Origin of the sequence: Ruegeria intermedia (genome assembly GCF_900129345.1) — a bacterium.
GTDB lineage: Bacteria > Pseudomonadota > Alphaproteobacteria > Rhodobacterales > Rhodobacteraceae > Ruegeria > Ruegeria intermedia.
Genome location: NZ_FQVK01000025.1, coordinates 25,011 through 36,874 on the forward strand (window position 1 = coordinate 25,011; position 11,864 = coordinate 36,874).

An 11,864-nucleotide genomic window follows, 5' to 3' on the forward strand; every position below is an offset into this window, starting at 1 on the left:
GAGCGAAACACATGACCTTCACCGAAGCCGTCAAAACGTGTTTCTCCAAATACTTGACCTTCTCGGGGCGGGCCTCTCGCCCCGAGTATTGGTATTTCTTCCTGTTCATCGTGATCTGGAACGCGATCGCCGCGGTCATCGACTGGCTGTTCTTCACCCAGGTCACGACCGTCCAGACCGAGACCGGAACCTCGGTTACTGCAGTATCCAGCCAGCCGGTCCAGACCATCGTCGGGCTGATCGTGTTTTTCCCGCATCTGGCCGTGGCCTGGCGACGGATGCACGACACCGGGCGCAGCGGGCTGTATGCGCTGCTGCCGATCCTTCTGATCGTGGGGGCCGCGGCCGTTCTGGTCTTTGGCATCGGCCTCGCCTCGAGCTTTCAGCATGGCGGAAACCTCGACATCCTGCTCACCCGCGCCACGCTGCTGATCGTGATCCCGACACTGCTGGTTCTTTTCGTGTCGCCCCTGCTGGTGCTGTGGTGGCTGTCCCGCCCCAGCCAGCCAGGCACAAACAAATACGGTCCCAACCCATATGAGGTAGCCCAATGACCGAACACTCGCCCAATTCCGCCTTCCATGCCTCGAGCTTCATGCAGGGGCACAATGCCGAGTATCTGGAGCAGCTTTACGCCCAGTACACCAAGGACCCCGGCGCCATCGACGCGGCCTGGGCCGAGTTTTTCCGGCAGATGGGAGACGCAGCACCCGACGTCCAGAAAGAGGCGCAGGGCCCGTCCTGGGCGCGCCCCGACTGGCCGCCGATGCCCAATGACGACCTGACCGGCGCCCTGACCGGCGAATGGGCCGAGACCGACGCCAAGGCGGCGGGCGACAAGATCAGGGAAAAGGCCGCCAAAGCCGGCGTCGAAGTCAGCGACGAGCAGGTCAAGCGCGCGGTGCTGGATTCGATCCGCGCCCTGATGCTGATCCGGGCCTACCGCATCCGCGGGCACCTGGTGGCCGATCTGGACCCGCTCGGCATGCGCTCGACCGAGCCCCACCCCGAACTGGATCCCAAGACCTATGGCTTCACCGAGGCCGACATGGACCGGCCGATCTTCATCGACAACGTGCTGGGCCTGCAGATGGCCAGCATGCGCCAGATCGTCGAGATCGTGAAGCGCACCTATTGCGGCACCTTCGCGCTGCAGTACATGCATATTTCCGACCCTGAACAAGCGGCCTGGCTGAAGGAACGGATCGAGGGCTACGGCAAGGAAATCGCCTTTACCAAGGAGGGTCGCAAGGCGATCCTGAACAAGATGGTCGAGGCCGAGGGCTTCGAGAAGTTCCTGCATGTGAAATACATGGGCACCAAGCGGTTCGGCCTGGACGGGGGCGAGGCGCTGATCCCGGCGATGGAACAGATCATCAAGCGCGGCGGCGCGCTGGGTCTGAAGGAAATCGTCATCGGCATGCCGCACCGCGGCCGTCTGAACATCCTGGCCAACGTGATGGGCAAGCCCTACCGCGCCATCTTCAACGAATTCCAGGGCGGCAGCTTCAAGCCCGAGGACGTGGACGGCTCGGGCGACGTGAAATACCACCTTGGCGCATCCAGCGACCGGGAATTCGACGGCAATACCGTGCACCTGTCGCTGACGGCGAACCCCTCGCACCTGGAGGCGGTGAACCCGGTTGTTCTGGGCAAGGTCCGCGCCAAGCAGGACCAGCACGGCGACACCGAGCGCACTCAGGTCATGGGCGTTCTGCTGCATGGTGACGCGGCCTTTGCCGGGCAGGGCGTGGTGGCCGAAGGCTTCGGCCTGTCGGGCCTGCGCGGGCACCGCACCGGCGGCACCATGCATATCGTCGTGAACAACCAGATCGGCTTTACCACCGCGCCGCATTTCTCGCGCTCGAGCCCCTACCCGACCGACATCGCGCTGATGGTCGAGGCGCCGATCTTCCACGTCAACGGCGACGACCCCGAGGCGGTTGTGCATGCGGCCAAGGTCGCGACCGAATTCCGGCAGAAGTTCCACAAGGACGTGGTCATCGACATGTTCTGCTATCGCCGGTTCGGTCACAACGAGGGCGACGAGCCCATGTTCACCAACCCGATCATGTACAAGAAGATCAAGACCCACAAAACCACGCTGTCGCTGTACACCGAGCGGCTGGTCAAGGACGGTCTGATCCCCGAGGGCGAGATCGAGGACATGAAGGCCGCCTTCCAGGCGCATCTGAACGACGAGTTCGAGGCCGCCAAGGAATACAAGCCCAACAAGGCCGACTGGCTGGACGGGCGCTGGTCGCATCTGGACAAGAACAAGGACGAGTACGTCCGTGGCGAAACCGCGATTTCGCCCGACACCCTGGCCGAGGTCGGCAAGGCGCTGGTGACGGTGCCCGAAGGCTTTGCCCTGCACAAGACGGTGGGCCGCCTGCTGGAACACAAGAAGCAGATGTTCGAAACCGGTCAGGGCTTTGACTGGGCCACCGGCGAGGCGCTGGCCTTCGGGTCGCTGCTGACCGAGGGCTATCCGGTACGCCTGTCGGGTCAGGACGCCACCCGCGGCACTTTCAGCCAGCGCCATTCGGGCTTCATCAACCAGGAAACCGAAGAGCGCTATTACCCGCTGAACCACATCCGCCCCGGACAGTCGCAGTACGAGGTGATCGACTCGATGCTGTCGGAATACGCGGTTCTGGGCTTCGAATACGGCTATTCGCTGGCCGAGCCCAACGCGCTGGTTCTGTGGGAGGCCCAGTTCGGCGATTTCGCCAACGGCGCGCAGATCATGTTCGACCAGTTCATCAGCTCGGGCGAAAGCAAGTGGTTGCGCATGTCTGGTCTGGTCTGCCTGCTGCCGCACGGGTTCGAGGGGCAAGGCCCCGAGCACTCGTCAGCGCGACTGGAGCGGTTCCTGCAGATGTGCGGCCAGGACAACTGGATCGTCGCCAACTGCACCACGCCTGCGAACTATTTCCACATCCTGCGCCGTCAGCTGCACCGCACATTCCGCAAGCCGCTGATCCTGATGACGCCCAAATCATTGCTGCGCCACAAGCTGGCGATCAGCAATGCCGAGGACTTCACCACCGGGTCCAGCTTCCACCGGGTGCTGTGGGATGACGCGCAAAAGGGCAATTCGGACACCCAGCTGGTGCCTGACGACAAGATCAAGCGCGTGGTGATGTGTTCGGGCAAGGTCTACTACGACCTGCTCGAAGAACGTGACGCGCGCGGGATCGACGACATCTATCTGCTGCGGATCGAGCAATACTATCCGTTCCCGGCCCATTCGCTGATCAACGAGCTTGAGCGGTTCAAGCAGGCCGAGATGGTCTGGTGCCAGGAAGAGCCCAAGAACCAGGGCGCCTGGGGATTCATCGAACCCAACATCGAATGGGTCCTGACCCGGATCGGCGCCAAGCACACCCGGCCCAGCTATGTGGGCCGCGCCACCTCGGCCTCGCCCGCGACGGGCCTGGCCAGCCAACACAAAGCCCAACAAGAGGCGCTCGTGAACGAAGCGCTGAGCATTGAAGGATAAGAAACGATGACGATTGAAGTTCGTGTTCCAACGCTTGGCGAGTCGGTGACCGAAGCCACCGTTGCGACCTGGTTCAAAAAGCCCGGCGACACCGTGGCGGTCGATGAAATGCTGTGCGAGCTCGAGACCGACAAGGTCACGGTGGAGGTGCCCTCGCCCGCTGCCGGCGTGCTGGGCGAGATCGTCGCGGCCGAAGGCGAGACCGTGGGAGTCGATGCCCTTCTGGCCACGATCCAGGCCGGTGAGGGTGCCGCCCCGGCCAAGGCCGAAGCCACCCCTGCGGCTGCCCCTGCGGCCCCGGGCGGCAGCGTCGACGTGATGGTGCCCACTCTGGGTGAATCCGTGACAGAAGCCACCGTTTCGACCTGGTTCAAGAAGGTGGGCGACACCGTCGCGCAGGACGAGATGCTGTGCGAGTTGGAAACCGACAAGGTCTCGGTCGAGGTTCCCGCCCCCGCCGCCGGCGTTCTGGCCGAGATCCTGGCCCCCGAAGGCGCAACCGTCGAGGCCAACGGCAAACTTGCCGTGATCTCGGGCGCTGAAGCAGGCGCCGCGCCCGCTGCTCCGACGGCGGCCGCACCTGCCCCCGCGGCAGCCGCCATCGGCAAGGACGTGGCCAACGCGCCGTCGGCTGAAAAGGCCATGGCCGAGGCCGGCCTGTCGGCCGATCAGGTCACCGGCACCGGCCGCGATGGCCGCATCATGAAGGAAGACGTGGCGCGCGCCGTGGCCACCGCCGCCCCTGCCGCGGCCGCCCCGGCACCGGCCGCTGCCCCGCGCGCGCCCGTGGCCGCCGAGGATGCCGCGCGCGAAGAACGCGTGCGCATGACGCGCCTGCGCCAGACCATCGCCAAGCGCCTGAAGGACGCGCAGAACACCGCCGCGATCCTGACCACCTACAACGAGGTGGACATGACCGAGGTGATGGCCATCCGCAATCAGTACAAGGACCAGTTCGAGAAGAAGCACGGCGTGCGCCTGGGCTTCATGTCGTTCTTCACCAAGGCCTGCTGCCACGCTCTGAAAGAGGTGCCCGAGGTCAATGCCGAGATCGACGGCAACGAAATCGTCTACAAGAACTACGTCCACATGGGCGTGGCCGCCGGCACCCCGCAGGGCCTGGTGGTTCCGGTGATCCGCGACGCCGACCGGATGTCGTTCGCTGAAATCGAAAAGGCCATCGCCGAGAAAGGCAAGCGCGCCCGCGAAGGCAAGCTGAGCATGGCCGAGATGCAAGGCGGCACCTTCACCATCTCGAACGGTGGCGTCTATGGCTCGCTGATGTCCTCGCCGATCCTGAACCCCCCGCAGTCGGGTATTCTGGGCATGCACAAGATCCAGGAACGCCCGATGGTCATCAATGGCGAGATCAAGATCCGCCCGATGATGTACCTGGCGCTGTCTTATGACCACCGGATCGTCGACGGCAAGGGCGCGGTCACCTTCCTGGTGCGCGTGAAAGAGGCGCTGGAAGATCCGCGCCGCCTGCTGATGGACCTGTAATCGCATGGCAACGCATGTACTCTGGCAGGCCGACGTGGCCGATTTCGACGCCTGGCTGAAGGTGTTCCGCGAGGATCAGCCCATGCGCAAGGCGGCCGGGATCGTTGATCTGCATGTGTGGAAAGATCCCGATCAGGCCGACCACGCGGTGGCGCTGTTCGCGGTTGCCGACCTGAACAAGGCGCGGGCGTTCTTCGACTCGGAAGAACTGGCCATGCATCACGAACGCGGTGGCGTGGCCCATATTCAGGTCAAGCTGCTGACACCGGTCTAGGCCGAAACACCGGCGGCCCGCCCTTGGGGCCGCCGTTCAAAAAAACTCCGCGGATTTGGGAGAACAAAATGGCTAACTATGACGTCATCGTAATCGGCGCCGGTCCCGGCGGCTATGTCTGCGCCATCCGCTGCGCGCAGCTGGGCCTGAAAACCGCCGTCGTCGAAGGGCGCGAGACGCTGGGCGGCACCTGTCTGAACGTGGGCTGCATTCCGTCCAAGGCGCTGCTGCATGCCAGCCATCAGCTGCACGAGGCCGAGCACAATTTTGCCAAGATGGGCCTCAAGGGCAAAAGCCCCTCGGTCGACTGGAAACAGATGCTGGCCTACAAGCAGGACGTGATCGACACCAACACCAAAGGCGTCGAGTTCCTGTTCAAGAAGAACAAGATCGACTGGCTCAAGGGCTGGGGCTCGATCCCGGCGGCGGGCAAGGTCAAGGTCGGCGACGAGGTGCACGAGGCCAAGAACATCATCATCGCCTCCGGCTCCGAGGCGGCGTCGCTGCCCGGCGTCGAGGTCGACGAAAAGGTCGTCGTGACCTCGACCGGCGCGCTGGAGCTGGGCAAGATCCCGAAAAAGCTGGTGGTGATCGGCGCAGGCGTGATCGGGCTGGAACTGGGCTCGGTCTATCAGCGTCTGGGCGCCGAGGTGACGGTGATCGAATATCTGGACGTCATCACCCCGGGCATGGACCCCGAGGTGCAGAAGACCTTCCAGCGCATCCTGAAAAAACAGGGCCTGAACTTCGTCATGGGCGCCGCCGTGCAAAAGACCGAGGCCACCAAGACCAAGGCCAAGGTAACCTACAAGCTGCGCAAGGATGACAGTGAGCACGTGATCGAGGCCGATACCGTTCTGGTCGCCACCGGGCGCAAGCCATTCCATGACGGGCTGGGGCTGGATGCGCTGGGGGTCGAGCTGACTCCGCGCGGCCAGATCAAGGTCGGCAAGGACTGGCAGACCAACGTGCCGGGCATCTACGCCATCGGTGACGTGATCGAAGGCCCGATGCTGGCCCACAAGGCCGAAGACGAAGGCATGGCCGCCGCCGAAGTGGTCGCGGGCAAGCATGGGCACGTGAACTATGGCGTCATTCCGGGCGTGATCTACACCTGGCCCGAGGTTGCCAATGTCGGCGAGACCGAAGCTACCCTCAAAGAGCAGGGCCGCGCCTACAAGGTGGGCAAGTTCAGCTTCATGGGTAATGGCCGCGCCAAGGCGAACTTTGCCGCCGACGGGTTCGTCAAGATCCTGGCCGACAAGGAGACCGACCGCATCCTGGGCTGCCACATCATCGGCCCCGGCGCGGGCGACCTGATCCACGAGGTCTGCGTGGCGATGGAGTTCGGCGCCTCGGCCGAGGATCTGGCGCTGACATGCCACGCACACCCGACCTATTCCGAGGCCGTGCGCGAGGCGGCGCTGGCCTGCGGCGACGGTCCGATCCACGCCTGACGATTTCGGCTCCGGCGGTCAGGCCGCCGGAGACAGCCACGCCCGCAGATAGGTTTCCAGCCGGTCGGTGAAGGTCGTCGCCGAATGCAGGGCGCAGAATTTCAGTGACATGGCCTGGATGGCAAAGGCCTGCACGCCCTCGGCCAGCAGGTCGGTCGGCACGTCCTGCCGGACCTCGGCCTGATCCAGCCACATCATCACGATCCGGAAGTATTTCTCGAAGCAATAGGCGATCGGCCCGATTTCAGAGATCGCGGCGGCGCCGGAATAGCGGATCAGCAGGTCGAACACATAGCGTTCCGACATCATGAACTCATGCACCGGGGCCAGGGCCTCGATGATCTTGGGCACGGTTTTCGGCGGTTCCGCCGCCTGCGCCTGATCCAGACAGGCGTCCAGCTTTTCGCCGATCAGGATCTCCATCAACGCGTCCTTGTCGTGGAAATGGGCAAAGAAGGTGCCCTTGGCCACGCCGGCGGCCTGCACCACCTCTTCCACGCGCAATGCCTGGTATCCGTTTTTCTGCACCACGTCCGCCGCCGCCTGCAGCAGCTTGGCGCGGGTTTTCAGGGTTCGTTGCTGAATCGTCTTTTGCATGAGGCTTGTTCGCATATTTTTTGACCGTGGTCAAATTTAATATTGACCGTGGTCAATTTTTGATTCTATAAACTGACCGTGGTCAATTTCAGGAGAACCCCGATGCAGCCCAAGAAAATCCTCATCCTCGACGGTCACCCCGCCGAAAGCAGCCTGTCGCGCACCTTTGCCGACACCTATGCCGAAGCCGCCCGCGCCGAGGGGCACGACGTGAAGACCGTTCACCTCAGCGATCTGGAGTTCGATTTCGATTTCGGGCAAGGCAACTATCATGATTTCAAACCGCTGGAGCCGGTTCTGGAACAGGTTCTGCAGGACTTCGAATGGAGCGATCATCTGGTTCTGACCACGCCCATGTGGTGGGGCGGTCTGCCCGCCAAGCTCAAGGGGCTGATCGACCGGATGTTCATCCCGGGCCGAACGTTCGACACCCGCAATCCCAACAAGCTGGGGCTGCCGGCGCCGATGCTGGGCGGGCGGACCGCGCGGGTCATCATTACCTCGGACACGCCGGGCTGGTTCATGCGGCTGGCCTATCGCCGGGCGCTGATCCACCAGATGCGCGGGCAGGTTCTGGGGTTCGTCGGGTTCAAGCCGACGCGATTCACCTGGTTTTCCGGTGCCAGCTATCCCGAGCGGCGCAGCGTCCAGAAATGGATCGCGCAGGTCACCCGTCTGGGCGCGGCCGCAGCGTGATCACCACATCGTCTTTGCGGCGCGCGCGCCCCATTCGCGATCATAGCGTGCGCCGCCTTCCTCGCCCTGCGACACCTCGGCCAGGATCTCGCCCACTGTCGGCAACCCGGCGCTGAAATCACCGCCGGTCCAGGTTTCGGCCCGCATCAGCGCGCGGGCGCATTGCGTGTAGATTTCCCCGATTTCGATGACGATCACGGTGGCCGGTTGCTTGCCCTTTTTCTCGAACCGGGCGCGCAGGTCGGCATCGGCCGTCAAACGGGCGGTGCCGTTCACCCGCACCACGTTGTTCGAGCCGGGCACCATGAACATCAGCGCCACACGCGGATCGCGCACGATGTTGCGCAGACTGTCCAGGCGGTTGTTGCCGCGCCAGTCGGGCAAGGCCAGGGTGCCGGGGTCCAGTTCCGTGACCACCGGGCCGTCATCGCCCCGGGGGCTGCCATCCCCCCCTTCGGGCCCTACCGTGGACAGTACGCACAGACGCGACGCCATGATCCACTTGCGATAGAGCGGCGTCAGTTGCCGCGCGACCTTGCGCAACGAAGCGGCACCGGGGGTGCCGTACAACGCCTCGAGCGCGGTGATGTCATCGATGAACTGCATCCGGATCAAACCCCACTTCGCGCATCAATTCGTTCGAGCGCGTCTCGATCACCTCTTCCAGCCGGGCCAGGAAGGATTCGCGATCAACGCCCGGTTCGATCGGGGCCAGGAACTCGACGATCGCATGGCCGGGTTTGCGCAGAATCCCCGACCGGGGCCAGAAGACACCGACATTGGTGGCCGCCGGCACGCAGGGGAAACCCAGCCCCTCGTACAGAACAGCGGTGCCGACCTTGTAGGGCTTGTAGACCCCCGGCGCCACGCGGGTGCCCTGCGGATAGATCACCAACTGCCCGGGCTCGGTAAACTCTTTGGCGACGTCCTTGACCATCTTGGCCACCGCCGCGCCACGCTTGCCGCGATTGACCGGGATACAGCCCAGCCGACGTGCGTACATGCCGATGATCGGAGTCCACAGCAGTTCGCGTTTCATGATGAACTTGCCGTGGGGGACCGCGTCAAAAATCAGGATGATGTCAAAGAATGACTGGTGCTTGGCCGCGATCACCACCTCGCCCGTGGGCACGTTGCCGCGCACCTCGCCGCGAATGCCCACCATCCAGCGCGCCAGCCATATGGTCGTGCGCGCATAGATCTTGCAGGCGCGTAGTGCCCCGCGCTTGGAGAACAGCGCATAGGGCGCGAACACCAGGCCCAGAACCGCCATCCAGGCGTAGATCGTGACCATGAAGATCAGCGAGCGCACCCATTGGACCGCCATTGCCATCACGAAAGCTCCTTCAATTTGCGACGGGCCGCCGACCATGTCGCGGCAAAGGCCACGGCTGCGCCCAAAACGGGGATTACGGCGGGCAGCAGCCAGTCGGCGCCCTGGAATCCAAGGCCGGTCAGGAAACCGCCCGCATCCGATGCCTCGGGCAGCAGCAGCACCCCGGTCAGGCCCAGAACCGTCCCCACCACGGCACCGAAAAACGCGCGCCAGGTGAAGCGCCGCACGAAGGCACCGGCGATGAAACGGTCGCGTGCACCGACCTGACGCAGCACCTCGATGATCTGGGCGTTGGCCGCAAGCGAAGCATTGGCCGCAAGCGTGATCATCGCCGCCGTGGCCCCGCCGATCAGCAGGATCGAGATCCAGCCCAACCGCCGCAGCGAGTTGGCCGCATCGACCAGCGGCTCGCGCCAGCGGGAATGGTCATCCAGAACTGCGCCGGGCACCTCGGCCGCCAGCCGCAGGCGCAGGCCCATCGTGTCCAGCCCCGGCTCGCCCTCGATGATTTCGATCAGTTGCGGCACCGGCAGCGTGTCCAGCGGCAGATCCGGCCCGAACCAGGGGGCCAGCAGCGCGGCCTGCTCCTCGGCGCTGAGCGCGCGGGCCGAGGCCACGCCGGGAGTCTGTTTCAGAACCTCCAACGCCGCCTGCGTCTGCGCGGCGCGCTGTTCAGCGGGCGCATTGATCCGCAGCGTGGCCGCTCCGGCCAGCTCCGAGGCCCAGCGATCGGCCAACCGGCCCGCAGCCAGCGACAGCGCCAGCGCGAACACGGCCAGAAACGCCATCGCGCCCGAGACGAACAGGGTCAGATGGGCGGTGAAGCCGGTGGGCGGCACCACGCGGTCGGCCCGTGTGTCGCGGCGCAACAGTGTACGGATGTCCTGCCCGATCATAGGTCTGCCCCCGCCAGATGCAGCCGACGCTGCGAGATCCGCAGCACCCGCGCCTGCACATGGCTTTTGGCCGCCCGGATCAGGCTCAGGTCATGGGTGGCGATCACCACCGTCTTGCCCATGCGGTTCAGCTCGATCAACAGCTGCATCAGCCGCTGCGACATCTCCCAATCCACGTTTCCGGTGGGCTCGTCCGCCAGTACCACGTCGGGCGACAGGATCACCGCGCGGGCCAGCGCAGCCCGTTGCCGCTCACCGCCCGACAGTTCGGGCGGCAGGGCGTCCATGCGGCTGCCGAGGCCGACCCATGTCAGCAATTCGGCAAGGTCGGCGCGGCGGGACTCGTCCGTACGCCCCGACACCATCAATGGCAGGGCCACGTTCTCGGCCAGGGTCATGTGGTCAAGAAACCGGCAGTCCTGATGCACCACCCCGATCCGGCGGCGCAGAAGCGCCATCTGATCGCGGTCCAGCCGGGCGATGTCCTGTCCAAAGGCGCTGATCCGCCCCGAACTGGCCAGCAGCGCGCCATAGCACAGCTTCAGCAGCGTGGTCTTGCCCGCGCCCGACGGCCCGGTGAGAAAATGGAACGACCCCGGCTGCAACTGAACCGACACATCGCTCAGCAGCTCGCCGCCACCATAGCCGTAGCTGACATTTTCCAGCTCGATCACGCCTGCCCCCATTTTCGGTTGCGCCCTTCTTGCCCGAGCCCGCCCCCGGTTTCAATGCCCGCACCGGGTCCATTTGGCGACACTTGGCGCGACCTGCGGAAATCGCGCTTTGCTGATATGTCTTAACGGACTATCATCCTTGGAAAAATGACGAACTGGCCCTTGCCGGCCGCGGAGGCTGTATGCGACTAACATGCCCGAACTGTAACGCCCAGTACGAAGTACCGGACGATGTCATTCCGGAAACCGGTCGTGACGTTCAATGTTCCAATTGTGAACAGACATGGTTCCAACCCAAGCATCCCGACAAGGACGGTCAGGCGAATGTGGCGGAAAATGAGCCCGCGCCAACCGCGGCCGAGACGCCGCCTGAAGACCCGGCCGAGCCATCCGCGCCCAAGCCGGAAGACTCGGCCAGACCTGCGCCCGGATCCGAAGCCCCCAAACCGGAGCCGCGCAGCAGCGTGGACCCCTCGGTCGCCAGCATTCTGCAGGAGGAGGCCGCCCGCGAGGCGGAATTGCGCGCCAAGGAGGGCACCAGCCTGGAAAGCCAGCCGGATCTGGGCCTGGACACTCCGCCCAAACCGGCGCCCGACACCAAGCCGCCCGCTGCCACGGAAATCGCTGGCGGCGATGCGCAGACCGACTCCTTGCCGGACGTGGACAGCATCAATTCCAGCCTGCGCGGGGATGCAGCGGCAAACCCCGCCGCCGAACCCGCGGCATCACCGCGCCGCTCGGGCGGGTTCATGCGCGGGTTCGCCCTGATGCTGATCATCGGCGTGGTGCTGTTTCTGATATACGGAAATGCCCGCCAGATCAGCGAGGCGGTACCCCAGGCCGAACCGGCCCTTCAGTCCTATGTGACCTTGGTCGACAAGGCCCGTATCTGGCTGGAAACGCAGGCGGGTTCGGCGGCCGAATAG

12 protein-coding genes are annotated in these 11,864 nt (G+C 64.5%); 7 read left to right on the forward strand and 5 right to left on the reverse strand.

Going from position 1 to position 11,864, the window contains the following annotated elements:
• The first annotated feature begins 11 nt into the window (after positions 1–11).
• From F3H26_RS15745 to lpdA, 5 genes are all read left to right on the forward strand, one after another.
• Positions 12–554 (forward strand): DUF805 domain-containing protein, encoded by a 543-nt coding sequence (locus tag F3H26_RS15745; protein ID WP_149776960.1) that lies wholly within the window; start codon positions 12–14, stop codon positions 552–554.
• Positions 551–3,505: a 2-oxoglutarate dehydrogenase E1 component gene (locus F3H26_RS15750; RefSeq protein ID WP_149776961.1), complete on the forward strand. Its 2,955-nt coding sequence runs from the start codon at positions 551–553 to the stop codon at positions 3,503–3,505. Before F3H26_RS15745 ends, F3H26_RS15750 begins: the two co-directional genes overlap by 4 nt.
• A gap of 6 nt (positions 3,506–3,511) precedes the next feature.
• Complete coding sequence (odhB, locus tag F3H26_RS15755) at positions 3,512–5,008, forward strand: 2-oxoglutarate dehydrogenase complex dihydrolipoyllysine-residue succinyltransferase (protein WP_149776962.1); 1,497 nt, start codon at positions 3,512–3,514, stop codon at positions 5,006–5,008.
• A 4-nt stretch (positions 5,009–5,012) separates the two neighbouring features.
• The gene (locus tag F3H26_RS15760; RefSeq protein ID WP_149776963.1) at positions 5,013–5,282 is read left to right on the forward strand and encodes a hypothetical protein; all 270 of its coding nucleotides are present in this window, start codon (positions 5,013–5,015) and stop codon (positions 5,280–5,282) included.
• Between the two features lie 68 nt (positions 5,283–5,350).
• Positions 5,351–6,739, forward strand: coding sequence for a dihydrolipoyl dehydrogenase (gene lpdA, locus F3H26_RS15765; protein WP_149776964.1), 1,389 nt, complete (start codon positions 5,351–5,353; stop codon positions 6,737–6,739).
• 18 nt (positions 6,740–6,757) lie between these two features.
• Here the strand turns inward: lpdA and F3H26_RS15770 are convergent, their stop codons facing one another.
• Complete coding sequence (locus tag F3H26_RS15770; RefSeq protein WP_149776965.1) at positions 6,758–7,336, reverse strand: TetR/AcrR family transcriptional regulator; 579 nt, start codon at positions 7,334–7,336, stop codon at positions 6,758–6,760.
• 102 nt (positions 7,337–7,438) lie between these two features.
• Here F3H26_RS15770 and F3H26_RS15775 point away from each other — a divergent pair, with 102 nt between their 5' ends.
• Positions 7,439–8,032, forward strand: coding sequence for an NAD(P)H-dependent oxidoreductase (locus F3H26_RS15775; protein ID WP_149776966.1), 594 nt, complete (start codon positions 7,439–7,441; stop codon positions 8,030–8,032).
• On the opposite strand, the gene F3H26_RS15780 is transcribed toward F3H26_RS15775, so the two are convergent.
• Genes F3H26_RS15780 through F3H26_RS15795 form a run of 4 tightly spaced genes read right to left on the reverse strand, consistent with a single transcriptional unit; the run spans position 8,033 to position 10,938 of the window.
• The gene (locus tag F3H26_RS15780; protein WP_149776967.1) at positions 8,033–8,638 is read right to left on the reverse strand and encodes a pyridoxamine 5'-phosphate oxidase family protein; all 606 of its coding nucleotides are present in this window, start codon (positions 8,636–8,638) and stop codon (positions 8,033–8,035) included. It abuts the gene before it with no gap.
• A complete protein-coding gene (locus F3H26_RS15785; RefSeq protein ID WP_149776968.1) occupies positions 8,622–9,365 on the reverse strand; it encodes a lysophospholipid acyltransferase family protein in 744 nt (247 codons plus the stop codon). The genes F3H26_RS15780 and F3H26_RS15785 overlap by 17 nt, the downstream gene beginning before the upstream one ends.
• Positions 9,365–10,264 (reverse strand): cell division protein FtsX, encoded by a 900-nt coding sequence (locus tag F3H26_RS15790; RefSeq protein ID WP_149776969.1) that lies wholly within the window; start codon positions 10,262–10,264, stop codon positions 9,365–9,367. Before F3H26_RS15790 ends, F3H26_RS15785 begins: the two co-directional genes overlap by 1 nt.
• The gene (locus F3H26_RS15795) at positions 10,261–10,938 is read right to left on the reverse strand and encodes a cell division ATP-binding protein FtsE (protein WP_149776970.1); all 678 of its coding nucleotides are present in this window, start codon (positions 10,936–10,938) and stop codon (positions 10,261–10,263) included. Before F3H26_RS15795 ends, F3H26_RS15790 begins: the two co-directional genes overlap by 4 nt.
• 182 nt (positions 10,939–11,120) lie before the next feature.
• On the opposite strand from F3H26_RS15795, the gene F3H26_RS15800 reads away from it, so the two are divergent.
• The gene (locus F3H26_RS15800; RefSeq protein ID WP_149776971.1) at positions 11,121–11,864 is read left to right on the forward strand and encodes a zinc-ribbon domain-containing protein; all 744 of its coding nucleotides are present in this window, start codon (positions 11,121–11,123) and stop codon (positions 11,862–11,864) included.

Bases quoted from the DNA above. Each gene is read 5' to 3' on its own strand.
- F3H26_RS15770 (WP_149776965.1), bottom strand. From the start codon at position 7,336: ATGCAAAAGACGATTCAGCAACGAACCCTGAAAACCCGCGCCAAGCTG.
- F3H26_RS15760 (WP_149776963.1), top strand. From the start codon at position 5,013: ATGGCAACGCATGTACTCTGGCAGGCCGACGTGGCCGATTTCGACGCC.
- F3H26_RS15775 (WP_149776966.1), top strand. From the start codon at position 7,439: ATGCAGCCCAAGAAAATCCTCATCCTCGACGGTCACCCCGCCGAAAGC.
- F3H26_RS15800 (WP_149776971.1), top strand. From the start codon at position 11,121: ATGCGACTAACATGCCCGAACTGTAACGCCCAGTACGAAGTACCGGAC.
- F3H26_RS15790 (WP_149776969.1), bottom strand. From the start codon at position 10,264: ATGATCGGGCAGGACATCCGTACACTGTTGCGCCGCGACACACGGGCC.
- F3H26_RS15745 (WP_149776960.1), top strand. From the start codon at position 12: ATGACCTTCACCGAAGCCGTCAAAACGTGTTTCTCCAAATACTTGACC.
- F3H26_RS15785 (WP_149776968.1), bottom strand. From the start codon at position 9,365: ATGGCAATGGCGGTCCAATGGGTGCGCTCGCTGATCTTCATGGTCACG.
- F3H26_RS15750 (WP_149776961.1), top strand. From the start codon at position 551: ATGACCGAACACTCGCCCAATTCCGCCTTCCATGCCTCGAGCTTCATG.
- odhB (WP_149776962.1), top strand. From the start codon at position 3,512: ATGACGATTGAAGTTCGTGTTCCAACGCTTGGCGAGTCGGTGACCGAA.
- lpdA (WP_149776964.1), top strand. From the start codon at position 5,351: ATGGCTAACTATGACGTCATCGTAATCGGCGCCGGTCCCGGCGGCTAT.
- F3H26_RS15780 (WP_149776967.1), bottom strand. From the start codon at position 8,638: ATGCAGTTCATCGATGACATCACCGCGCTCGAGGCGTTGTACGGCACC.